At 34.8% G+C, this 25940-nt stretch carries 18 protein-coding genes, 2 tRNA genes and 3 rRNA genes; 18 read left to right on the plus strand and 5 right to left on the minus strand.

Annotated elements, in window-relative coordinates:
* The first annotated feature begins 1 nt into the window (after position 1).
* The 6 genes from C8C83_RS11675 to C8C83_RS11700 all read left to right on the plus strand — a co-directional run bounded on the left by C8C83_RS11675 (position 2) and on the right by C8C83_RS11700 (position 4973).
* Positions 2-559, plus strand: a complete 558-nt coding sequence (locus C8C83_RS11675; protein WP_121328736.1) for a biopolymer transporter ExbD — start codon at positions 2-4, stop codon at positions 557-559.
* Positions 560-596: 37 nt separating this feature from the next.
* Entirely contained in the window at positions 597-1394 is a 798-nt protein-coding gene (locus C8C83_RS11680) for an energy transducer TonB (protein WP_121328737.1), read from the plus strand.
* Positions 1394-1624 carry a hypothetical protein gene (locus tag C8C83_RS27400; protein ID WP_057122313.1) on the plus strand — a complete coding sequence of 77 codons (231 nt, stop codon included), beginning with the start codon at positions 1394-1396 and terminating at the stop codon, positions 1622-1624. The genes C8C83_RS11680 and C8C83_RS27400 overlap by 1 nt, the downstream gene beginning before the upstream one ends.
* Positions 1625-1626: 2 nt before the next feature.
* Positions 1627-2556, plus strand: coding sequence for a substrate-binding domain-containing protein (locus tag C8C83_RS11690; protein WP_121328738.1), 930 nt, complete (start codon positions 1627-1629; stop codon positions 2554-2556).
* A 16-nt stretch (positions 2557-2572) separates the two neighbouring features.
* Positions 2573-4240 (plus strand): tetratricopeptide repeat protein, encoded by a 1668-nt coding sequence (locus tag C8C83_RS11695; RefSeq protein ID WP_121328739.1) that lies wholly within the window; start codon positions 2573-2575, stop codon positions 4238-4240.
* Positions 4241-4340: 100 nt separating this feature from the next.
* A complete protein-coding gene (locus C8C83_RS11700; protein WP_121328740.1) occupies positions 4341-4973 on the plus strand; it encodes a 7-carboxy-7-deazaguanine synthase QueE in 633 nt (210 codons plus the stop codon).
* Between the two features lie 83 nt (positions 4974-5056).
* Here the strand turns inward: C8C83_RS11700 and C8C83_RS11705 are convergent, their stop codons facing one another.
* Together C8C83_RS11705 and C8C83_RS11710 are read right to left on the minus strand one after the other, a co-directional pair.
* Positions 5057-5602: a YfiT family bacillithiol transferase gene (locus C8C83_RS11705; protein WP_121328741.1), complete on the minus strand. Its 546-nt coding sequence runs from the start codon at positions 5600-5602 to the stop codon at positions 5057-5059.
* 17 nt (positions 5603-5619) lie between these two features.
* Positions 5620-6327, minus strand: coding sequence for a class I SAM-dependent methyltransferase (locus tag C8C83_RS11710; RefSeq protein ID WP_121328742.1), 708 nt, complete (start codon positions 6325-6327; stop codon positions 5620-5622).
* 74 nt (positions 6328-6401) lie between these two features.
* On the opposite strand from C8C83_RS11710, the gene C8C83_RS11715 reads away from it, so the two are divergent.
* The 9 genes from C8C83_RS11715 (at position 6402) to lpxA (ending at position 16733) form a co-directional block, all read left to right on the plus strand.
* Positions 6402-6896: a YkgJ family cysteine cluster protein gene (locus tag C8C83_RS11715; protein WP_121328743.1), complete on the plus strand. Its 495-nt coding sequence runs from the start codon at positions 6402-6404 to the stop codon at positions 6894-6896.
* A 115-nt stretch (positions 6897-7011) separates the two neighbouring features.
* Positions 7012-8247, plus strand: coding sequence for an FtsX-like permease family protein (locus C8C83_RS11720; RefSeq protein WP_121328744.1), 1236 nt, complete (start codon positions 7012-7014; stop codon positions 8245-8247).
* Positions 8248-9252: 1005 nt separating this feature from the next.
* Positions 9253-10766 (plus strand): 16S ribosomal RNA (locus C8C83_RS11725).
* 133 nt (positions 10767-10899) lie between these two features.
* Positions 10900-10973 (plus strand) — tRNA-Ile (locus tag C8C83_RS11730).
* A gap of 107 nt (positions 10974-11080) precedes the next feature.
* Positions 11081-11154, plus strand: a tRNA-Ala gene (locus C8C83_RS11735).
* Between the two features lie 192 nt (positions 11155-11346).
* Positions 11347-14228 (plus strand): 23S ribosomal RNA (locus C8C83_RS11740).
* A gap of 178 nt (positions 14229-14406) precedes the next feature.
* A 5S ribosomal RNA gene (gene rrf, locus C8C83_RS11745) occupies positions 14407-14516 on the plus strand.
* The 16S, 23S and 5S rRNA genes sit together here with 2 tRNA genes alongside, the layout of an rRNA operon.
* Positions 14517-15330: 814 nt before the next feature.
* Positions 15331-15894, plus strand: a complete 564-nt coding sequence (locus C8C83_RS11750) for a Crp/Fnr family transcriptional regulator (RefSeq protein ID WP_121328745.1) — start codon at positions 15331-15333, stop codon at positions 15892-15894.
* Between the two features lie 65 nt (positions 15895-15959).
* Positions 15960-16733, plus strand: a complete 774-nt coding sequence (gene lpxA, locus C8C83_RS11755; protein WP_121330027.1) for an acyl-ACP--UDP-N-acetylglucosamine O-acyltransferase — start codon at positions 15960-15962, stop codon at positions 16731-16733.
* Between the two features lie 98 nt (positions 16734-16831).
* Here the strand turns inward: lpxA and C8C83_RS11760 are convergent, their stop codons facing one another.
* The 3 genes from C8C83_RS11760 to C8C83_RS11770 are packed head-to-tail and all read right to left on the minus strand — an operon-like array spanning position 16832 to position 22426.
* Complete coding sequence (locus C8C83_RS11760) at positions 16832-19249, minus strand: ABC transporter permease (protein WP_121328746.1); 2418 nt, start codon at positions 19247-19249, stop codon at positions 16832-16834.
* A gap of 47 nt (positions 19250-19296) precedes the next feature.
* Complete coding sequence (locus C8C83_RS11765; protein ID WP_121328747.1) at positions 19297-21708, minus strand: ABC transporter permease; 2412 nt, start codon at positions 21706-21708, stop codon at positions 19297-19299.
* A gap of 4 nt (positions 21709-21712) precedes the next feature.
* On the minus strand, positions 21713-22426 hold the full coding sequence (locus tag C8C83_RS11770) for an ABC transporter ATP-binding protein (protein WP_121328748.1): 714 nt from the start codon (positions 22424-22426) through the stop codon (positions 21713-21715).
* Positions 22427-22706: 280 nt separating this feature from the next.
* Between C8C83_RS11770 and C8C83_RS11775 the strand changes: the two genes are divergently transcribed.
* The 3 genes from C8C83_RS11775 to C8C83_RS11785 are packed head-to-tail and all read left to right on the plus strand — an operon-like array spanning position 22707 to position 25912.
* The gene (locus tag C8C83_RS11775; protein ID WP_121328749.1) at positions 22707-24056 is read left to right on the plus strand and encodes a sigma-54 dependent transcriptional regulator; all 1350 of its coding nucleotides are present in this window, start codon (positions 22707-22709) and stop codon (positions 24054-24056) included.
* 1 nt (position 24057) lies between these two features.
* Positions 24058-25392, plus strand: a complete 1335-nt coding sequence (locus tag C8C83_RS11780) for a HAMP domain-containing sensor histidine kinase (protein WP_121328750.1) — start codon at positions 24058-24060, stop codon at positions 25390-25392.
* 43 nt (positions 25393-25435) lie between these two features.
* Positions 25436-25912, plus strand: a complete 477-nt coding sequence (locus tag C8C83_RS11785) for a hypothetical protein (protein ID WP_121328751.1) — start codon at positions 25436-25438, stop codon at positions 25910-25912.
* The last annotated feature ends 28 nt before the right edge of the window (positions 25913-25940 follow it).

The raw sequence follows: 25940 nt of genomic DNA on the forward strand, positions 1-25940 counted from the left end.
AATGGCTGAATTAAATACCGGCGACGGTGGTGGCGGAAAAGGTGGCAAAGTAAGAAGTAAAAAGCAAAATTCGAAAGTCGATTTAACGGCAATGGTGGATTTGGCTTTCTTATTGATCACGTTCTTTATGTTAACCACATCGTTGTCAAAACCTCAATCGATGGATTTGTCATTGCCAAATAAAGACGATGATACGACAAAGACAGTAGATACCAAAGTAGATGAAAATCGTACGATGACTGTAATATTAGGAGAAAACAATAAATTGACCTATTATATGGGATTATTAGCTACTCCTATTGCTGGGCCAAAAGATATTGCTTATGGTAAAGATGGTATTCGTAGAGAACTACTTAAAAGAAAAAAATCAGTTTTAGAATATTCTGCTGCTAAAGGGAAGCCTAAAAATGGGATCATAGTTATTATCAAACCAACTAAAAAATCGAATTATCGTAATTTGGTTGATATCTTGGATGAGATGGCTATTACTGGAGTAGAAACTTATGCTATTGTTCCTGAGTTTAGTCCAGAGGAAAATAAATTGATAGATAAAAAATAAGAGTTGTCTTGTTTTAACATCCTAATAATCAAGAAAAATGAAATTAGATATTATAAAAAATCAGTGGCTTGATATCGTATTCGAAGGACGTAATAAGATATATGGTGCATATGAGTTAAGAAAAGCGAACAATAAAACTACGGTAAAAGCTCTTATCATAGGTTCGATTATTTTTAGCTTTGCTGTTGCAGCTCCTCTTATTGCAAGTTTTTTACCGGATTCTAGTGAAGATGATGTGAATAACAATGTTAAGATCGCTACGATAAAACTACCTCCTAAAAAAGAGGAAGTAAAACCAAATCAACCGCCGCCACCGCCACCGCCACCAAAAGTGGATCAGGTGAAGTTTACAAAACCTGTGGTTGCAAAGGCTGAAGAGGTTACTGAAGATCCTCCAAAAATTGAGGAACTTAAAGATAAAAAAGTTGGTTCTGAAACTATTAAAGGAGATCCTGATGCAGTTTTAACTGTTGATGAGCCAGTAGGTACTGGAACTGCTGCAGTAGTAGAAGAAGATAACCAAGTATATAACACAGCTGGTATCGAAGTAAAACCAGATTTCCCTGGAGGAATTGAGAAATTCTACAAATTCGTAGGAAACAATTACAAGACTCCGGAAGAAGAAGGTTTAAAAGGTAAAGTTTACGTTACGTTTGTAGTTGAAAAAGACGGTTCATTAACCGACATTAAAGTTTTAAGGGATATCGGTTACGGTACAGGAGCAGAAGCAATTCGTGTTCTTAAAAAATGTCCAAAATGGACTCCCGGCGAGCAAAATGGTAAAAAAGTTAGGGTTCTTTACTCTCTTCCTATTACTATTCAATCTGCAGAATAATGTTAAAAGATATGCTTAATAATATTCAGAAGAAATCGCTCAAAGAGCGATTTCTTCTTGTTTTAGGAATACTGTTTTTTTTAATATATCTTGTGCTGGGTTTAATGATTATGTTTTGGGAAAAGCTCCCATTGGATATGGAACCAAAATACAGATATGCTTTTGGAGGTTTGCTAATCGTTTATTCAGCAATACGCTTTTTGAGATTAATTAATTCAAACACAGAGTAATTATGTTAAAATATAGTAAGGTTTTTGGTTTGGTTGTTTTTGTCTTTTTGTTTGCCATGTGTAACCAAAAAAGCAAGAATGATTCTGATAAAGAAACGATCTTAAAAGGAAAAATGGATATTACAGTTGATGAAACTGTAAAACCAATTGTAGATGATCAAATTGCTGTTTTTGAAGGAACTTATTATGGAGCTCATATTTCGGTAACGCCTAAGTCAGAAGCAGAACTTATAAATGACTTGTTAAATCAAAAAGCCAAAGTGGCTGTAACAACAAGAGATTTAACGACAGAAGAAAAAGCAAGATTCGACAAAAGCAAGATAAATCCCAGAGTAACTAAGTTTGCAACAGATGCAATTGCTTTAATTTCAAACAAGAGCAATAATGATACATTAATTGCGTTGAAAAGTGTAATAGATTTTATGCAGGGTAAAGCTGATTCTAGAATCAAAGGGCTGGTATTTGATAATCCAAACTCAAGTACTGTGCGTTACATGAAAGAATTAGCTAAAGTTAAAAATATTCCTGCAAATGGTGTTTTTTCTTTTAAAACTAACGATGAAGTTATTAAATTCGTTTCTGAGAATGATGGTATGATTGGGATAGTTGGTGTAAATTGGTTGTCACAGCCTTCTCCAAACATGATAGAGTCGATAAAAAAAATTAATATTTTAAGTGTAAAACCCTTAAATGATGAAAAGTATTATGATCCAAGTCAAAGTGATCTTATATTAGGAAAATATCCTTTGGCACGTGATTTGTTTATTATTAATTGTCAAGGTTATTCAGGTTTAGGAATGGGGTTCGCGTCATTCATTGCCGGAGATATTGGTCAACGTATTATTTTGAAATCCGGATTAATGCCAGTTAGGACTCCAAGTAGAAAACTTAAGATTAGAAGTCAAATTATAAACGAAAACGAAAAAGAATAAATTAATTACAATAAAGATGAATAAATTTAAAATTTTTAGTCTTGCCTTAGTTGCTTCAGCTTCTGTAGCAAAAGCGCAAGATATCAACCAGGCTAAGAAAGCTATCGATGCTGAGCAATTTGATAAAGCAAAGTCATTATTAAAATCAATCATTAAAGCGAAACCTTCTGATGGAGAAGCTAATTTTGTTTTAGGTAATATTTACTTAAATCAGGCTATTGTTGATTCTGCTAAAATTTATTACTTAAATGGATTAGAAGCGGCTGATAAGAAAAACTTAAATTATATCGGATTAGGTCAGATAGATCTTGATGCTAAAAATGCAGCAGCGGCTAAAGCAAACTTTGATTTGGCAGCAAAAGATATGAAACGTAAAGATGTAAATGAGTTTATTTACATTGGTAGAGCTTATATGAATTCTACAAATCCTGATTACACAAATGCTATTGCAGTTTTGAAAAGAGCTTTGTTAATCGAGCCTCAAAATGCTACGGCACTTTTGGCTATTGGAGATGCTTATCATGGAGCAAATAATCAAAATGATGCTTATAAATCTTACCGTGATGCATTTACTGCTGATCCAACGCTTTTAAGAGCAAAAATGCAATTGGGTGTTCTTTTAAAAGGTGCAAAATCTTATGAAGAAGCGATTAAAGCATTTAATGAAGTTATTGCGTTAGACGCAAATTACGGACCGGTTTACAGAGAATTAGCGGAAACATATTACAAATGGGCTAGAAATAAACCATCTACTCAACAAGTAAACTATCAAAAAGCAATCTCTAACTATGAGAAATACTTAAGTCTTACTGATCGTTCAATTGATTCAAGAATGCGTCATGCGGATTTCTTGATCTTAGTAAAAGACTATAAAGCTCTTGAAGCTGAAGCGAACAAAATGATTGAGTTGGATAAAGTTAATCCTAGAATTTTTAGATATTTAGGATATTCAGCTTATGAAAATGGAAACGTTGATGTTGCTATTAAATCATTAGAAGATTATGTGAAAGTTCCAACAAATAAAGTAATTGCAAAAGATTACTTGTATTTAGGATTTGCTAAAATTAAAAAAGGAACAGGTGCTGATGGTGTAGTTGATGCTGCTGCTTTTGATGCTGGTTTAGCCGATATTAAAAAAGCGGTTGCTATGGAACCTTTAGCAGTTGAAGATCTTGGAGATTTTGGAAAAGAATTGTTTACAAAAAAACAATACAATCAAGCTGCAGCTTTATATGAGTTAAGTGCAACTAATACAGAGTCTAAAAATTATTTGAATGATAATGTATACTATGGTATTTCACTTTACTATGGAAATGCAAATAAAGAGAAAACGGCTATTGATGCTGCTGCTTTAGCGAAAGCTGATGCGGCATTTGATAGAGTTTTAGTTGCTTCTCCAACATATGATGAAGCTTACTTGTACAAAGGAAGAATCAATAACTTGTTAGAGAAAGATGATTTAATCATTAAAAACTACCAAGAGTATATCAATAGAACATCTGCTAAAGGTGCTGAAGAACTTGCAAAACCAGCAACTGTTAAAAAAGTAGTTGAGGCTTATAATAGTATTGCAGCAAGTTATGCTAACACAGACAAAGCTAAAGCTGTTGAGTATTTCAATAAAACTTTAGTTTTAGATCCAACTAATGCTTATGCAACACAATCTATAAAAGCTTTAAAATAGTTAAAGACTTTTAATTAGATATAAAAACCGATAGTTCAGAGCTATCGGTTTTTTTTTGTTCCGTATTTAATTGACTATCTTTGCACTTTAAAATAAAATAATGTTATCAAAAGAAATACAATTAGAAGTTAATAAAGGAGCGATGTTACCTTTGATGGAAGAGTTTTACACGATTCAGGGAGAAGGGTTTCATACAGGAACTGCTGCGTACTTTATACGAATTGGAGGTTGTGATGTAGGTTGTCACTGGTGTGATGTAAAGGAAAGTTGGAATGCTGAATTACATCCACCAACAAGTGTTGATTTAATTGTAAAAAATGCTTCAACTTATGCAGATACTGTCGTGATTACGGGTGGAGAACCATTAACTTGGGATATGACATTCTTAACGCAACAATTAAAGAATAAAAATTTAAAAGTTCACATAGAAACCTCAGGAGCTTATCCGTTAACCGGAACTTGGGATTGGATTTGCCTTTCGCCTAAAAAAAATAAATTACCAACTCAAACCGTTTACGATAATGCACATGAGTTGAAAGTGATTATTTACAATAAACACGATTTTATTTTTGCAGAAGAACAAGCAGAACTTGTAAATGATAAAGCTATTTTATTCCTTCAGCCAGAATGGAGTAAAAAAGAAGAAATGACGCCGCTGATTGTTGATTATGTAATGAATAATCCAAAGTGGAGAGTTTCACTTCAGACACATAAATATCTAAATATTCCTTAAGTACAATAAAAAAATCTCTTCAACTGAAGAGATTTTTTGTTTTAGGTAAAGATTACACATTGTATAAAAAAGAAACAGGTTTTTTATTTCCAGTTCTTATATTTTTTTAGAGAAGTAATATGTGCCAAATGATGATATCCGTGCCAGGCATAACTTCCTATGATTTGTTTTATTCGATATTCAGAATTATTTTCGGGATGAATAAATGATTTTTCTAAATCCAATTCTGATAAATTTTTCATTATGTAGCCAAGTCTAAAATGTAAACCTTCCAATAATGTTAATGTTGGCTGAATTGGCATGTTTAAATTGTCATTTAATTCAGACCATAATACTTCGTCATATGCTTTTATCACTGGATTATTTTCGGTCAAAGCCCATTTTAGTCTTATATAACAATTCATATGACTTTCTGCGCAGTGGTGAATCACTTGACGAACAGTCCATCCTCCGGGACGATATGGCGTGTCTAATTGTTCATCAGTCAAATGAATCGTTTCTTTTTTTAATTTTTCTGGAAAAGACTCAATTTCTGCAATTTTATCAGCGATATATTTGAGAGAATATTCTGTTGGAGTTTCAAATTTTCCTATCGGATATTTTAATTTTTCTAAATCTAATTCTTCCATGATTTCAATCTTTAGTTTTAAATAGAAAGTTTGGCTAAATAATCATAATGCTCACCTTCTAAAATAAGTTCACATTTAAGTCCGTTTGCAATTGCAGCATTTTGCAATGTATTGTAATCTAAATATAGCCAATCAAAAGGTTCTTCTTTTTCTCCTTTATACGAAATATTAAAAACAAGTTCCCCGTAATAATCATTATTAGACGGAATCCATTTTCCACCATCTTCATCTTCGTCAAACATATAGATGATATCAGAACTGTCTATTAAAATTTGACCACCAGGATTTAAAAGAGATCTCAGCTTGGTCAAGAATTTATTGCAATTTTCCAGTTTTCCAAAAATACCAGTTCCATTCATCAATAAGATAATCGTATCAAATTTTTCTCCTTCAAAATCTAATATATTCTGAACTTTTGTGTTTTTTACGCCGCGAAGTCTACAGGTTTCGATTGCTTTTTCTGAAATATCAATCGCAGTTACATCCAAATTACGATCATTTTGTAATGACAAACTATGACTTCCCGCTCCGCAACCAACATCTAGTGTTTTTCCCGTCGCTAATTGCAATGCTTTTTGCTCGAGTTTTGGCATTTCAATATAAGAACGGAATAAATAATCGACGCTCATTTCATCCTCTTCAGAAATTGAAGTTTCTGTAATTATGTTTTCCGGCGAATTATTGGTGTGAAAGTCGAACATCGCCTTCCCAAATAGATCTTTCATCGTATTTTAGTTCAAAGTTTAAGGTTTCAAGTTTAAAGTTGTTTAATTTTGCAGATCAACTTTAAATTTTAAACTTGAAACAGATTTTAAATAACTTAAATAAGTTAGCCAAAGATAAGCATATCGAAAACAAAAAGTATTTTGATAAGCTGAAAAAGAAACAGCCCAAGAATTTAGATTATGTAATGCAGGATTTGCATGACGCCGAATTTAAAAAAACGGATTGTTTACAATGCGCCAATTGTTGCAAAACAACCGGGCCATTATTTACTTTGGCAGATATCGAGAGAATTTCAAAATCTTTCAGACAAAAGCCACAGCAATTTATTGAGCAATACCTTCGAATAGATGAAGATAAAGATTATGTTTTAAAAAGCGTTCCATGTACTTTCTTGGATAGTGAGAATTATTGTATGATTTATGATGTTCGTCCAAAAGCATGTCGTGAATTTCCGCATACTGACCGAAAAAAGTTTCATCAAATTACTGATCTTACGCTTAAAAATGTTGCTATTTGTCCCGCGGCTTATAATATAGTAGAAGAAATGAAAAAGAAGGTTCCTTTATAAGGATTAAAGTTTTTGTAATTGTTTTTAGAAGCAAATCATATTTGTTTTTTTAAATGTAATTTTGATTCCGAGGATTTAGTAATGTTATTACGATTAACAAAAGACAACTGAAAATTTGAATTTAGAATATTTCATAGCCAAAAGACTAATTACTGCAAAAGATTATAAAAGCAGTATTTCATCGCCTATTATTAAAATTGCTATTTCGGCAATTGCTATTGGTATTATTATGATGCTTGTTTCAGTTGCAACCGGAATTGGACTGCAGCAAAAAATACGCGATAAAGTTTCTGCTTTCAATGGACAGGTAATTATTTCTAATTACGATAATAATAATTCGGAAGTAACTTTAGTGCCAATTTCCAAAAAACAGGATTTTTATCCCAATTTCAAATCAGTTCCCGAGGTAAAACATATTCAGGCAATCGCAAGTAAAGCCGGAATCATCAGAACTGAAAGTGCTTTTGAAGGAATTATTTTCAAAGGTGTCGGATCAGATTACGATTGGAGTAATATAAAAGAATATCTTGTTGAAGGGAAATTGCCTAATTTCTCAAAAGATCTGAATGAAGAAGTTTTGATTTCAAGATTTCTAGCAAACAGACTGAATTTGAAAGTAGGGGATAATTTCAATACTTTTTTTGTAAAAGAAGAACAAGGAAAGTTACCAAATATCCGCCGATTCAAGATTGCGGGTATTTTTAATTCCGGATTTCAAGATTTCGATGCTACATATGTAATAGGTGATATTCGTCATATCCAAAGAATTAATAAATGGACTCCAGATCAGATTGGTGCATTTGAAATTTTTGTAAATGATTTTGGGAGTATCAAACAAGTGGGAAATCAAATTTATGATCAGACACCGTCAACTTTAGATACTAAAACAATAATTGAAAAGTACAGTTATATTTTTGACTGGCTTCAGCTCTTCGATTTTAATATAATAGTAATTTTAGCCGTAATGATTTTAGTGGCGACTATAAATATGGTAGTGGCATTGTTGGTTCTTATTTTAGAGCGCACCCAAATGATTGGGATTCTAAAAGCAATGGGGGCCAATAACTGGACAGTTCGAAAAATCTTTTTGTATAACGCCTTTTATCTAATCATGCGTGGATTGTTTTGGGGTAACTTAATTGGTATATCACTTTTGTTAATCCAACAGCAGTTTGGAGTAATCGCTCTTAATCCTGAAAACTATTATGTCAACCAGGCGCCGGTTTATTTAAATTGGACTTACATTGTTTTATTGAATGTCTTAACGGTTACGGTTTGCTTTTTGGTATTACTAATTCCTTCCTATATTATAACAAAGATTTCGCCGGTCAAAGCAATTCGATTTGAGTGATTTTTAATCTACATTATATAACCCGTAAGTTTAACTTGCGGGTTTTTGTTTTGTATCTATATATAAGAATAAAATCATGCTATCATTTATAGATAGTTTTTGAGGGACCATTTTGAAGTTTGATTTTAATAAGGAGCTATTTCCTGCTATCCGTTTCAATCTTTTGTGCCGAACCCCGGCACAAAAGGATTTTCTCTACTATCAGGGCTAGGGTGGTAGTTTTTAAAAGAAGCTAAGCGATAAAAATAAAAACTTTGCGTCTCTGCGACTTTGCGAGAAGCAGCAAACAGCATGAAAATAAGATTTGGCGTCTTTCTGTGAGCCAAAACAAAGAAAGAACCAATAAAAGTAGTATTTCATAGCTGTTATAAAGTAATCAGTAAAGAGGTAATAAAGGTGAAAACTCCTTAAAACAGTTGGATTTTGAAACGACTAAATTACGATAAGCACAATGCGAATAAGAAAAATCCTAAAATTTATAAAAAAGTAAAAACTCTAAACTTGCTGTTATCAGAATGTTAAGAAAAAGTTTTGAAAAAGAATAAAAATAGTTTTAAAAAAGGCTTGTAAATGTAAATAAACTGCCTACTTTTGCACCCGCAACAGCGATATACGCTCTTAGAAATACTGACAAGCAAACGAATTAAAACAGAAAATTTATTTTCAAAAAAAGATTCTAAAAAGCTTGTGAGATTCGAAAAGGGATATTACATTTGCACCCCGCAAAACAGGGAAAGTTCATTGAAAGATTGGTAAATAAGAAGTGAAAAAGGAATGAAAATTTTCTTTAAAAAAACTTCAAAAAACATTTGCCAGTTAGAAATAAGTTTTCTACTTTTGCACCCGCTTTGAGAGACAAGCGAAACAAAAAAGAAACACGTTCGTAGACATATTGAATTGACAGCCGTTTTAACAGAGATGTTAAAACAAAAGAATAAGAGTAATAGAATTGAGAGATTCGAAAAGAACCGATAGAGAAAACATCGCAATATAATATTAAAATATACGATGAAGAGTTTGATCCTGGCTCAGGATGAACGCTAGCGGCAGGCTTAACACATGCAAGTCGAGGGGTATAGTTCTTCGGAGCTAGAGACCGGCGCACGGGTGCGTAACGCGTATGCAATCTACCTTTTACAGAGGGATAGCCCAGAGAAATTTGGATTAATACCTCATAGTATAGCTGAATCGCATGATTCTACTATTAAAGTCACAACGGTAAAAGATGAGCATGCGTCCCATTAGCTAGTTGGTAAGGTAACGGCTTACCAAGGCTACGATGGGTAGGGGTCCTGAGAGGGAGATCCCCCACACTGGTACTGAGACACGGACCAGACTCCTACGGGAGGCAGCAGTGAGGAATATTGGACAATGGGCGCAAGCCTGATCCAGCCATGCCGCGTGCAGGATGACGGTCCTATGGATTGTAAACTGCTTTTATACGAGAAGAAACACTCCAACGTGTTGGAGCTTGACGGTATCGTAAGAATAAGGATCGGCTAACTCCGTGCCAGCAGCCGCGGTAATACGGAGGATCCAAGCGTTATCCGGAATCATTGGGTTTAAAGGGTCCGTAGGCGGTTTAATAAGTCAGTGGTGAAAGCCCATCGCTCAACGGTGGAACGGCCATTGATACTGTTAAACTTGAATTATTAGGAAGTAACTAGAATATGTAGTGTAGCGGTGAAATGCTTAGAGATTACATGGAATACCAATTGCGAAGGCAGGTTACTACTAATGGATTGACGCTGATGGACGAAAGCGTGGGTAGCGAACAGGATTAGATACCCTGGTAGTCCACGCCGTAAACGATGGATACTAGCTGTTGGAAGCAATTTCAGTGGCTAAGCGAAAGTGATAAGTATCCCACCTGGGGAGTACGTTCGCAAGAATGAAACTCAAAGGAATTGACGGGGGCCCGCACAAGCGGTGGAGCATGTGGTTTAATTCGATGATACGCGAGGAACCTTACCAAGGCTTAAATGTAGTTTGACCGATTTGGAAACAGATTTTTCGCAAGACAAATTACAAGGTGCTGCATGGTTGTCGTCAGCTCGTGCCGTGAGGTGTCAGGTTAAGTCCTATAACGAGCGCAACCCCTGTTGTTAGTTGCCAGCGAGTCATGTCGGGAACTCTAACAAGACTGCCAGTGCAAACTGTGAGGAAGGTGGGGATGACGTCAAATCATCACGGCCCTTACGCCTTGGGCTACACACGTGCTACAATGGCCGGTACAGAGAGCAGCCACTGGGCGACCAGGAGCGAATCTATAAAACCGGTCACAGTTCGGATCGGAGTCTGCAACTCGACTCCGTGAAGCTGGAATCGCTAGTAATCGGATATCAGCCATGATCCGGTGAATACGTTCCCGGGCCTTGTACACACCGCCCGTCAAGCCATGGAAGCTGGGGGTGCCTGAAGTCGGTGACCGCAAGGAGCTGCCTAGGGTAAAACTGGTAACTAGGGCTAAGTCGTAACAAGGTAGCCGTACCGGAAGGTGCGGCTGGAACACCTCCTTTCTAGAGCCTCAAATGTTAGTTGACTTGTCAACACGTTGAGGAAAAAAGATGTCTATTTATAGGTTTTGAATATTAAGATTCAATTACTCTTGCTGTTAATTTAAAAAAATAATGAAAAACTTAAGAAAAACAGAGTCTCGTAGCTCAGCTGGTTAGAGTACTACACTGATAATGTAGGGGTCGGCAGTTCGAGTCTGCCCGGGACTACTATTTAACTTAAGAAAGGAAATTCTGGAAGTTGGAATTCACCAAAAGAAATTAGAGAAGAATTAGAAATCTAAAATCTGAATTCTACAATCTAAGATTTAAGAAATGGGGGATTAGCTCAGCTGGCTAGAGCGCCTGCCTTGCACGCAGGAGGTCAACGGTTCGACTCCGTTATTCTCCACAAATTTAGTCGAAAGACTAAAGTCTGAAAGTCAAAAGTATGACTTTATGACCTTAGACTTTACAACTTTCGACATAAATAAAGTTCATTGACATATTGAGATAAGAAAATAATAAAAAGTAGAAAGCGTTTTTTACAATTTATTGTAAAAGACAAAAAAAAACGGTCTTGTTTTAAATAACAAGATTGGTACAATAAGCAAAATAAGGGCGTATGGGGGATGCCTAGGCTCTCAGAGGCGATGAAAGGCGTGATAAGCTGCGAAAAGCTACGGGGACGGGCACACACCGATTGATCCGTAGATACCTGAATGGGGCAACCCACTATGTTGAAGACATAGTACACCGATAGGTGGGCAAACCCGCTGAACTGAAACATCTAAGTAGGCGGAGGAGAAGAAAACAAAAGTGATTCCGTAAGTAGTGGCGAGCGAACGCGGATTAGCCCAAACCAATGATGTTACGGCATTGTTGGGGTTGTAGGACCACGACATTTTATGTACAAGGAACCGGAAGTTACTGGAAAGTGACGCCATAGAGGGTGATAGCCCCGTATGGGTAACAAGTATAATAGATAGTGGTATCCTGAGTAGGGCGGGGCACGTGAAACCCTGTCTGAATTTGGCGGGACCATCCGCTAAGGCTAAATACTCCTGAGAGACCGATAGTGAACCAGTACCGTGAGGGAAAGGTGAAAAGAACCGTGAATAACGGAGTGAAATAGATCCTGAAACCATACGCTTACAAGCGGTCGGAGCCCTTTCGTGGGGTGACGGCGTGCCTTTTGCATAATGAGCCTACGAGTTAACGTTGCTGGCAAGGTTAAGTGGTTAAGCCACGGATCCGTAGCGAAAGCGAGTCTGAATAGGGCGCTTTAGTCAGTAGTGTTAGACGCGAAACCGTGTGATCTACCCATGGGCAGGATGAAGCTGTGGTAACACACAGTGGAGGTCCGAACCGGTTGACGTTGAAAAGTCTTCGGATGACCTGTGGGTAGGGGTGAAAGGCCAATCAAACTCGGAAATAGCTCGTACTCCCCGAAATGCATTTAGGTGCAGCGTTATGTTTAAAGTTATATAGAGGTAGAGCTACTGATTGGATGCGGGGGCTTCACCGCCTACCAATTCCTGACAAACTCCGAATGCTATATAATGTTTCATAACAGTGAGGGCTTGGGTGCTAAGGTCCAAGTCCGAGAGGGAAAGAACCCAGACCATCAGCTAAGGTCCCCAAATATACGCTAAGTTGAAAGAACGAGGTTTGTCTGCCCAGACAGCTAGGATGTTGGCTTGGAAGCAGCCATTCATTTAAAGAGTGCGTAACAGCTCACTAGTCGAGCGGACGAGCATGGATAATAATCGGGCATAAGCGTATTACCGAAGCTATGGATTTACAAGCAATTGTAAGTGGTAGGGGAGCATTCTAACAGGGTTGAAGGTGTATCGTAAGGTATGCTGGACTGGTTAGAAAAGAAAATGTAGGCATAAGTAACGATAATGCGGGCGAGAAACCCGCACACCTAAAAACTAAGGTTTCCACAGCTATGCTAATCAGCTGTGGGTTAGTCTGGTCCTAAGGCGAACCCGAAAGGGACAGTCGATGGCTAACGGGTTAATATTCCCGTACTACTAATTACTGTGATGGGGTGACGGAGTGATGAAAGCGCCGCGAACTGACGGAATAGTTCGTTGAAGTACCTACCTATAAGATCTGCAGGCAAATCCACAGATCTTGGGGAAATACGATAGTACTCGGAGTCTTCGGACAAAGAGATAGTGCGCCTAAGGGCTTCCAAGAAAAACCTCTAAACTTCAGGTAATTAGTACCAGTACCGTAAACCGACACAGGTAGTTGAGGAGAGAATCCTAAGGTGCTCGAGAGATTCATGGCTAAGGAATTAGGCAAAATAGACCTGTAACTTCGGGAGAAAGGTCGCCAGCGCAAGCTGGCCGCAGTGAAGAGGTCCAGGCGACTGTTTATCAAAAACACAGGGCTCTGCAAAATCGTAAGATGAAGTATAGGGCCTGACACCTGCCCGGTGCTGGAAGGTTAAGAGGAGATGTTATCTTCGGAGAAGCATTGAATTGAAGCCCCAGTAAACGGCGGCCGTAACTATAACGGTCCTAAGGTAGCGAAATTCCTTGTCGGGTAAGTTCCGACCTGCACGAATGGTGTAACGATCTGGACACTGTCTCAGCCATGAGCTCGGTGAAATTGTAGTAACGGTGAAGATGCCGTTTACCCGCAGTGGGACGAAAAGACCCTGTGCACCTTTACTATAGCTTAGTATTGACCTTGGATAAATGATGTGTAGGATAGGTTGGAGACTGTGAAGTGGCGTCGCCAGGCGTTGTGGAGTCATTGTTGAAATACAACCCTTTGTTTATCTGAGGCCTAACCCCATATTGTGGGGGACATTGCTTGGTGGGTAGTTTGACTGGGGTGGTCGCCTCCAAAAGAGTAACGGAGGCTTCTAAAGGTTCCCTCAGTACGCTTGGTAACCGTGCGTAGAGTGCAATGGCATAAGGGAGCTTGACTGAGAGACATACAGGTCGATCAGGTACGAAAGTAGAGCATAGTGATCCGGTGGTTCCGCATGGAAGGGCCATCGCTCAAAGGATAAAAGGTACGCCGGGGATAACAGGCTGATCTCCCCCAAGAGCTCATATCGACGGGGGGGTTTGGCACCTCGATGTCGGCTCGTCACATCCTGGGGCTGGAGAAGGTCCCAAGGGTTGGGCTGTTCGCCCATTAAAGTGGCACGCGAGCTGGGTTCAGAACGTCGTGAGACAGTTCGGTCTCTATCTACTGTGGGCGTTAGAAATTTGAGTGGATCTGATTCTAGTACGAGAGGACCGAATTGGACAAACCTCTAGTGTATCTGTTGTCCCGCCAGGGGCACCGCAGAGTAGCTACGTTTGGAAGGGATAAGCGCTGAAAGCATATAAGCGCGAAACCCACCACAAGATGAGATTTCTTTTAAGGATCGTGGAAGATGACCACGTTGATAGGCTATAGATGTAAAGGCAGTAATGTCATAGTCGAGTAGTACTAATAATCCGTAAGCTTATGTACACCTTTTCCCGCACCGCAAGGTGCGGGGAGAAACTTTCTAAAATAGTAAATAAAAGTACTTTTCTTTATCTCAGTATGTTAAAATATTTGCTCGACGCAAGAGCAGTTGATGGTTAATAGTTGATAGTTGTTGGAGAAATCCATCAACCGACAACCAAAAACCAACAACTAAAAACCTTAAGGTGGTTATTGCGGCGGGGCTCACCTCTTCCCATCCCGAACAGAGTAGTTAAGCCCGCCTGCGCAGATGGTACTGCAGTTATGTGGGAGAGTATGTCGTCGCCTTTCTTTAAAGAATCCTCATCATTTATGTGATGAGGATTTTTTGTTTTATATGACTTTCTTAAAATAGCTGGTTTACCGCGAAGGGCGCAAAGTTTTTTTGTTATAGATCACGCTCATTAAACGCAAAGTTCGCAAAGCTTTATTAATATAGCTTTGCGAACTTTGCGTTTGTATAAAACCTTACGAATAAAAAAAACTTTGCGTCCTTTGGGGTTAAAATAATTAGTCAATGCAAAATATTTTATGTTTCTGCGCAGGTTTTTGTGTTGATCCAAAGTACGCTTAGAGGTGTTTTCTGTATTTAAATGTGTCTGGATATTTAAAGTGCGCAAAGCTTTGTTTTAGTACCGCATACAATACAAATGAATGAAAAGTCTTTTTAAGGATTGGAATTTTATCCCGAAGTTTTAGAATTGGAATTTCTGATAAAAAGTAAATCTCTTTTTAAACCGGAGCGCGTTAGAGATGGAAGCGATATCCTTTTGTGATAAACCAGACTTCTTCTGTTTTATTAAACTTCTATCACAAAAGATTTAGCGGACAGCCCGACCCGGAGGGAAACGCCATAATAACTATTTTTAATTAAATTAACTTTGCGAACTGTGAGATAAATATTCTCTTTAACTAAAGTTGTTTTTTTGACGAACTATATATCGATTTTAAGCTTTTCTTATCTTTAGAATATAAAAGAACATTAAGCATTCAGATAAGTGCTTTAAATAGTCTGTTTCGATTTAATTTGTAAGTCTTACTTATTAATATTCTGAGTACTTTAAATTATATTGATAAATTTGTTTTCACTAATATTTTAAAAACAATGACAGAACTTCTATACTTAATCAATTCTATTCAGGAATTGGATTTTGAAACAGAACAAGCTATAAAGAAGTATTTCGTTGAAGAAACATTTGAAAAGAATCAAATTATTATTAACGAAGGTAAAATATGCAACAAGATTTATTTTATCAAATCTGGAGTAGTTCGTAGATTTTGTCTGGAAGATAGTATAGAAGTAACAAAGTGGATTTATACCGATAGTCAATTCGTGACTTCTATGAGTAGTTTTTTTGAGCAGAAACCTTCATTTGAGACTTTTCAAACATGTGAGGAAACAACAGTATATTCGCTAACCTATATTGATGAGCAAGTTTTATTAGAATATCCTCTATTCGCTAAATTTCATATTAAATTATTACGAGTTTATCTTTCTAAAATAAATGAGTTTCATCATTTGTTTCGTGCAATGAATGCTCACGAAAAGTATTCGTATTTACTTCAGTTTTTTCCTCAGATTATTTTAAAAGCAAAATTAAAACATATTGCATCATTAATTGGTGTAAGCCAGGAAACTTTAAGCAGAATTAGAGCATCAATTAATTGACATTAGGTCAAATAAATTATTTTTATTTTGTTCAATATTTGCTTTTAATTTTAAAGGTAGTGAATTTGAGAAATATTGTAATTGAACGGAATGCAAATATTGGAAAAAATGTTCATATTGGGAATTTTACAACAATTGAAAATGATGTTGTAATTGGTGAGAATACCTGGATTGGAAATAATGTTACGATATTGAATGGCTGCAGAATTGGTAATAATTGCCAAATACATTCTGGTGCTGTGTTGGGAGGAATTCCGCAGGATTTCAAGTTTAACGGCGAGTATACTTTGCTGGAAATCGGGAATTATAATAGTATTCGGGAGTTTGTAACAATAAATAGAGGAACGGCATCTAAGGGCAAAACAGTAGTTGGCAATCATAATTTAATAATGTCAAATGTACATATTGGTCATGACTGTTTTATTGGAGATCATTGTATTATTGGTTTTAGTGTTGGAATGGCTGGTGAAGTTATTGTAGAAGATCATGTAAACATTAGTGGTTTGTCTGCTATACATCAATTTTCGGTTATTGGCAGACACAGTATTATAAGTGGAATAAGCCGAATTGTTAAGGATGTTCCGCCTTTTATTATGGCAGCTCGTGAACCGCTTTCTTATGTTGGATTGAATGTTGTTGGATTGAAACGGAAGGGTTTTTCAAGTGATAAAATAGAGGAGTTAAAAAATATTTATAGGATTATTTTTCAGGAAAGAAGAAATACTACACTTGCTTTGGATTTGATTGAAAACGAATTTGAGCAATCTAATGAACGTGATTTAATTTTAGATTTTATAAAGAACTCGAAAAGAGGTATTGTTAAAGGATCATTTTCGTGATTTTTAAACTTATCATAGCTAAAAAAACTCCTTAAGCAATTAAGGAGTTTTTCATGACTAATATTAACAATTTATTTAAAAGGCATTCTGATATTATTCTATTCGTATTTTAAATATTTCAAAATATCTGTTTTTGTTGCAGCATATGCTCTTGAAAGCACAATTATTAATGTTAGAATTAACAGAGTTATAAAGCCTAAAATAAATGGAAGCAGAGTTATATCAATTCGAAATGCAAAATTTTCAAGCCATTTATTTAATAAGTAATACACGGGAAATAATGCGATTAAAAATCCTATTATACAATAGACAATATATTGTTTCGATAATTCTTTTAATAAAGTATTTGTTTCTGCTCCAAGAGTTTTTCTAATTGCAATTTCTTTCATGCGTCTTTGTATGGAATAAGATGCGAGTGCAAATAATCCAAAAAGTGCAATTAAAATAACAACGATATTGAGCAGTGAAAACAAGTTTTTTTGTTTTGTGTAAGCTTCATAAGTTCTTGCATATTCTTTATCTACAAAATCATATTTAAACGGATATTCGGTATCAACTTTCGACCATAATTTTTCTATGTTCGCAATAGTGTTTCCAAGATCGTCTGATTTTAGTTTTACATAAACTTTGTTAATGTTTTGTGTCATACCAAACATTTTGATGTTGTAAAAAGCAATTGGTGGCACTTTTAATTCAGGACTTAATAAATGGAAATCCTGAACAATACCAATTATTTTTAATTTCTGCTCTCGAATTAAAAGTTCCTTGCCAATAGGATCTTTTAGATTCATTAATTTTAATGCACTTTCGTTTATGACTACTGAATTTATAGTATCTGAAGCCAGTTTTCTGTCAAAATTTCTTCCCTTAATTATTTTGATGTTCAACATTTCAAACATGCCAAAATCTAAAGGAATAACGCGTTGTTTAAAAAGTTCATCATTGTATAAAACCCCCGATATAGAATTGTCTAAACCATCAAATGCAATAAGGCCCGTGGAGACTTGTTCAACGCCTTTAATTTTGCTAAGCTGCTGTTTTATGATGTTGTATTTGTTGTAAATATTTTGGGCAGCATTTTCTCCTTGGTAATCAACTGATGGAAAATTTAAAGAAACCGAAATTACCTGATCGCCCTTAAAACCCAGATTTTTATTCTGTAAAAATTTAATTTGCTGGTATACGATATTTGAGCCAATAATAAAAAAAGCAGCAATAGCAAACTGAAAAATAAGCATTCCGTTGCGCAGCCAGATACCGTTTTTGCTTCTTTCGAAATTTCCTTTTAAAACTTTAAAAGTTTCGAAATTGGATATATAAATGGCCGGAAATAATCCTGCTGTCAAAATTGTAATGATAAAAATCAATATCAATTGTATATAAAACTGACTGGCAAGAAGTACAATGTTTTTGTTTAAAAAGTTGTTGTAATATGGTAAAGTCAACTCTACAATTACTAATGCCAGTAAAATAGAAAAAGTCGTGGTTAAAACCGTTTCAAAAAGAAACTGCCTTACAATATCGCCTTTTGATGCACCCGAAATTTTACGTACTCCAACTTCTTTCGCACGCTTTACAGCATTAGCAGTTGCAAGATTGATGTAATTAACAATCGACAAAACGAGAATCAAAAGAGACAAACTCATCATGATTATTAAAAACTGATAATTCCCTCGTGTTTCAGGATAACCATCTATCATCGAATGTAATCGGGCTTTTGATAAAGGTTCAAGAATAACCGTAAAATGCCCCACTTTTTTAGTCATAACTTCGACTGTAAAACCTGCTTCTTTGGCAATTATCGCAATAAAATCGTGGTTGTAAATTCTTTCGAGTTTCTGTCTTGTAAGGTCAACTTTTGACGGGTCTTTTACTTTTAATAATAACTTTAAAACAAACGGACCACCTAATCCGGAAGTTGTGTATTGTTTCATTTTATTGATGATGACATTTGGCGCAATCGAAGAATTTCCGGGAATATGGTACACGGCCCTTACAGAAAACAACTGGTCAAAACATTTTATTTGTTTTCCAATGGGGTTTTCATTTCCAAAAATCCTTTTAGCCGTTATATCTGAAATAGCAATGCTGGAATCATCTTTTATAGCTGAAATTGCGTCGCCCTGAATAATTTTGAAAGGAAAAAAAGAAAAGAAATTTTGTTCGACATTGATAATTTTATCTACAAACTCCTTTTTTCCTTTGTAAATAATTTTATCCTTTTGATACCAGCTATCAGCATATAGTATAGATTTGACATTTGGATCTTGATCTAAAGCCGGTTTCAGGAATAAAGCACAATCTGACAGAGCGGGCATATCGCTTAGTTTAACCAAAACCTGATAAACATTCTCTTTTTCAGGATTCCATTCGTTGTAACTCTGCTCGTCGTTCCAATAAAGTAAGGCAAAAACTAATCCTGCGATTCCTATAGATAATCCTAAAATATTGAGAAATGAAAATAATTTATTGTGCTTGAGCTGGTAAATAAATATGTTGATATAATTTAAAATCATAGTTTTAGTTGTATGGTTAAAGAATAAAAAGAAGTTGATTCTTTTATTTATTCGTATTTCAGGTATTTCAAAACATCAATTTTGGTTACCTGATATGCTTTTGCCAAAACAATAGTTAAGGTTAAAAACATTAAAGCAATAAGAGCAACAAAAAATGGAAGAACCGGAATATCAATTCTAAAGGCAAAATTTTCTAGCCATTTTTGCAACAAAAGGTAGGCGGGAACTATTCCGATTGCAAAACCTATCAAACAAAAGAATACATATTGTTTAGATAATTCTTTAAGTAAAATATTGGTTTCTGCTCCTAAAGTTTTTCTAATGGCAATTTCTCGAAATCTTCTTTCCATAGAAAATGAAGCTAAAGCAAATAATCCAAAAACGGCAATCAGAATTACAATTCCGTTTAAGAGTGAAAATAATTGACTTTGATCCTGATATTTTTTATACGTTCTGGCATAGTTTCTATCAACAAAATTATATTCAAAAGGATACTCGGTATCTACCTTTGTTTTCCAAAACTTTCCAATATCACCAATAGTCTTAGATATTTTGTTTGGAGAAATTTTAACGGCGATTGTGCGGATCTCATTTTGAGTCCATAATTGTGCTTTAATGTGAAAGAAAATCATTGGGGAGATTTTATTTTCAAGCCCAAAATAATTAAAGTCTTTTACAATTCCCACTACTTTGTAATTTCCATCTTGCCAATTGATTATCTTATTTATGGGATCTTTTTCCATTAATGTCTTGGCTGCAGTTTCATTTAATAAAACATTTGAAATTGTGTCTGAGGAAATTTTTTCTGTTAGATCACGTCCTTTTATCACTTGTATCTTCAAAAGATTCAGCATTCCAAAATCAACACCCATTTGCTGAGTTATAACCTCCTGATGATTTTTGTAATGTAAGCCAGACCAAGAATTATCGCTGCTTCCAATAGAGAATGATCCCGTAGAAACAGCTTCAACGCCATTAATTTTTTGAAGTTCTTGTTGAATCGCTTTATATCTTTCAAATTGTCCTCTTCCTTTTTTAGACATAAATGAAATATCTATGACTTGTGCTCCTTTAAACCCTAAATCTTTTTCAGTCATAAAATTTACCTGTTGGTATACAATAAAAGAACCAATGATAAAAAATGTGGCAATAGAAAATTGTAAAATCAACATTCCATTACGAAGCCAGACACCGCTTTTACTTCTCGAAAAGTTTCCTTTTAAAACTTTCAGCACTTCAAAATTTGAGATGTAGATGGCAGGAATAACACCGGAAACAAAAACAACAAGAATGAAAACCAATACTAATTGGAGATAGAATTGATTTCCAATAAGAATGAGGTTTTTGTTTAATAAAGCGTTATAAAAAGGCAGTGAAAGTTCTACAATTACCAATGCCAGCAATACTGAAAAAAGAGTAATTAATATGGTTTCAAATACAAATTGAATAACGATTTGCAATTTTGAGGCACCAATAACTTTTCTTATGCCTACTTCTTTAGCACGTTTTACAGCATTGGCAGTTGCGAGATTAATGTAATTGGCAATTGATAATAACAGAATAAGTATAGATAAAGCCATCAATATTCGTAAAAAAGTCAGATTGGCATTTCCTTCAGGAAATGGAGTATTTCCCTGATACAGTCTTGCCCTGTTAAGGGGTAATAATTCTGCTTTAAGAGGTTCACCATATCTTTTTATAAAGTCTTCAAGAGATAAACCTTCTTTCTTTGCCTGTTTTTTGTAGTTTTTTTCAAGAAAGATTTTATCCAGTTGCTTAATAACTGCGGTTGTGTCAGTTTGTTTTTTTAGCTTAAGCATTAATCCGTAACTCAAACCCCAGCTTTCTCTGTATTTTTCTAAATCGTCTTCTATTATTGTTGTAACTGCAGACGGCTGTACCGAAGATTTGTCTGACAATCGATATACACCCCGAACAACGAAAAGACGTTCAGCATATCGGACTTGTTTTCCCATCGGATTTTCGTCCTTAAATAAACGTGCAGCAGTTTCTTCAGAAAGCGCAATACTATTGCGATCATGAATGGCATTTTTTGCGTTCCCACGAATAAATTCAAATGGGAAAAAAGAAAAGAAACTACTTTGCGCTGTAAAAATCTTATCAACTAACTCTATTTTTCCGCGATATTGTATTGTTCCCTTGGAATAATTGTTTCTAAAATAGCAATATTCATCTAAGTAAGAAGTGGTAGATTTTAAAATAGGTGCAGGAATTGTTGAAGTTACAGCCCAGATATTTCCTCCTCCAAGATTACTCATTACCGAATAAATTTTATCTTTTTCGGGATTCCATTGATCGTATGAATGTTCTTCATTCCAATATAAAATTGCAAAAATTAATCCTGCAATTCCAATACTCAAACCCAAAACATTCAAAGCCGTAAAAAACTTGTTGTTCTTGATGTGATAAATAAATATGTTCGTCCAGTTTTTCAGCATGATCTTAATTATTTAGAGAGACTGCAAAAACATCGACATTTCTATTGTTTACTTTTTCTGAAAGTATAATTCCGTCTTTCATCAAAATTGTTCTTTGCGAAAAAGAAGCATCATAATCAGAGTGTGTTACCATCAAAATTGTAGAACCACTCGCATGAAGATCCGTCAATAATTCCATTACTTCATTTCCATTTTTACTGTCCAGATTTCCTGTAGGTTCATCGGCAAGAATGATTTTTGGATCATTGATCAAAGCTCTTGCAACTGCCACACGTTGTTGCTGTCCTCCGGAAAGTTGCTGCGGATAATGTTTTAAACGATGCGAAATTCCTAATATAGTAGCAATATTTTCTACCTTTTTCTTTCTTTCAGATGAAGGAACATTATTGTAAATCAACGGTAATTCTATATTGTCAAAAACAGATAGTTCATCAATCAGGTTGAAATTCTGGAATATGAATCCGATGTTTTCTTTTCTGGCTTTCGATTTTAATTTCTCACTAATACCAATCATTTCCTGACCAAGCAATTCATAACTTCCGCCAGAAGCGCTGTCTAATAATCCTATGATATTTAACAAAGTTGATTTTCCGCTTCCTGATGGTCCCATAATTGAGATAAAATCGCCTTGATTGATCGTTAATGAAATTTCGTGTAATGCATTTGTTTCTACTTCCTCGGTTCTAAAAATTTTTGAAAGTTTTTTGATTGTGATCATGATTGTTGTTTTAAGATTGTTTTTTTCGTTTTAATAATTTTATTCCCGAGTAAAAGAATTTTATCCTAAATTAAGATAATTGACAATATAGTTTATAGAAACCTATTTTTGTTACTTTTACCAGTAATAATGATTGTCATATTTGCTGATTTGTTAGTCTTAATGTGATTTTCGTGCCAAAAATTTAAAGGTTGTAACTGCCTTATTTTTAAAATTTTATTTTTTAAAAGAAATCTAAAGTGTCCGTTATTGGACAGCTTTCGTCCAAAACCGAACAAAAATGAAAAAGACAAATGCTTCAATATTAATTATCGACGATCAGGAAGACATCCTTTTTGCGTCAAAAGTGTTCCTGAAAAAGTATTTTGAAGAGATTTATACGCTAAATAATCCAAAAAATATTGTCGAATTATTGTCGAAAAAAACAATTGATGTCGTTTTGCTCGACATGAATTATCGAATAGGTTTTGAAGACGGAAGAGAAGGTTTGTATTTATTGAAAGAAATAAAAACGCTTTCGCCAAAAACAGTTGTGATTTTAATGACCGCTTTTGGTAAAGTTGAAACTGCCGTTGAAGGATTAAAAAACGGTGCTTTTGATTATATTCTAAAACCTTGGGAAAATAAAAAACTGCTTGAATCTGTAAAACAAGCCGTTGATAAATCCCGAAAAGATCAAAAGAAATCGAAGAATATCGAAATTGAAAATGACTATTTTATTGGAACTTCTGAAATTATAAAAAAGGCATATTCTCTGGCTGATAAAGTGGCAAAAACCGATGCGAATGTTTTGATTCTTGGAGAAAACGGAACCGGAAAATTTGTTTTGGCACATCATATTTTTAGTCAATCCGAAAGAAAAAACAATCCTTTTATTGCGGTTGATTTGGGATCTCTGAATTCGAATATTTTCGAAAGTGAATTGTTTGGTTATGCCAAAGGCGCTTTTACAGATGCTAAAGTTGATACACCCGGACGTTTTGAGATGGCGCAAAACGGAACTATTTTTTTAGACGAAATCGGGAATGTTCCGCTGCATTTGCAATCTAAATTGTTACAAGTAATTCAGACTAAAACCGTAACAAGATTGGGCGAAACCAAACCAAGACCTTTGAATGTCAGGATTATTACAGCTACAAATTTAAATCTGAAACTGGAAGTTGCCGATAAAAGTTTTAGAGAAGATTTGTATTATCGAATCAATACAATGGAAATTATTTTGCCTCCTTTAAGAGAACGCAACGAAGATAAAATTCCGTTAGCCGAATATCTTCTCGATAAAATGATTGAAAAATACGGAAGAGACGAAATTACTTTCGATAAAAAAGTCTTAGAACAAATCGAGAAGCATGCCTGGAATGGAAACATCAGGGAAATGGAAAATAAAATTGAGCGTGCCGTAATTCTTTGTGAAAATAATAAAATCACAGTTTCTGATTTAGATTTAGAAATCATAACGACTTATGAAGCAAGTCCGGATGACATTCAGCTTTCTTCGGTAGAGAAAGCGACGGTCGAAAAAGTTTTGTTCAAAAACAATAATAATATCAGCAAAACTGCCGAAGAACTTGGTTTGTCAAGAGGCGCATTATACAGACGTTTAGAGAAATATAATATCAGCATCAATTAATATGTTTAAATCATTTCAGACTTACAAACTTCTTTTTTTGCGATTAATTCTTATTGTCGCAGGAATAGAAATCTCGATTTACTTTTTTAAAGAAGGTTTGCTTTTTACGGCTGTATTTGGTCTTTTTATAGTTTTTCTATTAGGTCGGGAAATGTATTTTTATGTTCGAAATTTCGTTCTGTTTTACGATAAAACTATTTCTTCGATCTTGCAGAATGATTTTACTTCGGATTTTACCAAGCATAAATTCAATAAAAGTTATACTGATTTATTCCTTTTATATGATACTTTAAAAAACAAACAAAACGAGCAGGTTTCAAAAGATATCATTTACCGTTCAATTTTAAATAATATTGAAACCGGAATTATCATATTGCAAAAGCAGGATAATGATTGGGATATATTTTTACTAAACGATTATTTTTCTTCTCATTTTAATGTTCCTAAAGTTTCAAAATGGAAATATCTCAAAAACCAAATGCCTTCATTGTGCGAGATTATTGAAGAAGAAGGTTTTCAGGAAATCAAAACATCTGTAGAAATTAGAATAAACGAACAAAATATGCAAACGTTCGTTTTGCAAGCTTCGAGAACAGAGATATTCGAAAAGGATTATTTTATTGTTTTGCTCGATTCGATTCAGAATGTTGTTGAGAAAAAAGAAAAAGATGCGTGGGTAAATTTGATGAAAGTTATTTCGCATGAACTTTTAAATTCCATAACGCCAATTCGTTCTATATGTCAGAATTTGCAGGATTTGGTCGAGCAGGATTCGTTATCGGCTGAAGATTTAGAAGATATCAAAAATAGTGTCGAAACGATGTTGAGACGAAGCGATCATCTTCAAAAATTTGTCGAAGGTTATCGAAAGTTGGCGATGCTTCCTTCACCCAAGAAAGAAAAAATAGAATTACAATATTTGATAGACAATTGTTTACAAATCATGAATCCCTTATTTAAGGAAAATAAGATTGAGGTTTTGAATGCAATTTCTTTGAAACGCTGGATAAATGTTGATTCACAGCAAATCGAGCAAGTTTTGATTAATCTTCTTACAAACTGCATTTATGCGGTAAAAGATATTGAAGAAAAACAGATTTTAATTTCGGCGGAAGCCAAAGAAAACCGAACTTTTATTAAGATCACAGACAACGGAAATGGCATTGAAAAAGAAATCGAAAATAAAATATTCCTTCCATTTTTTACCACTAGAAACGAAGGCGCCGGAATTGGATTGACGCTTTCTAAAAATATTATTGAAGCTCACGGCGGTTATATTACACATAAAAGTGAAGGCGGAAAAACTATTTTTGAGATTTCTTTGGTTGAAGATTGAGCTCTTTCATTTTGATATAATTTAAATACTAATACTTGTAAAGATGGAACTAAATAATTTAAAGCTGGATTTTTACTCTGATTTTGTAGGAGAATTTGAAATACGGCTTTATTGCAATGCTAAAACGACTGAATTTAAATTAAATATTTCTGAAAATGAATCAGGCGGTTACACTCAAATTTCACTTAAACAAGGAGAAAATGGAATTTATTATTTCAGTTTGTGGGATGGATATTTTGATCAATTAATGCATATTTTATACAATAATGCTACTTCATCTGAATTACCAAAATTCATATTAGATTATGAGATTGGCGAAGGATGGGTTTGGGATGTAAGTAATGAATTGATAACGGAAACCGAACTGAATTGGGTTTTAGTACAAATTAAAACATCTATAATGAATAATACAGAAAAGTATAAAAATGAATTTAGAAGTTTTGATTGTATAAGTAACCTTTATTTATTTTTAAAATTTGTTAAGGAGAATAATTTACAATTGCACATAACTAAAGAATAGAACGGGAATCTATTAGCGTTTCTTTATT

The sequence above is a fragment of the Flavobacterium sp. 90 genome (assembly GCF_004339525.1).
Lineage (GTDB): Bacteria > Bacteroidota > Bacteroidia > Flavobacteriales > Flavobacteriaceae > Flavobacterium.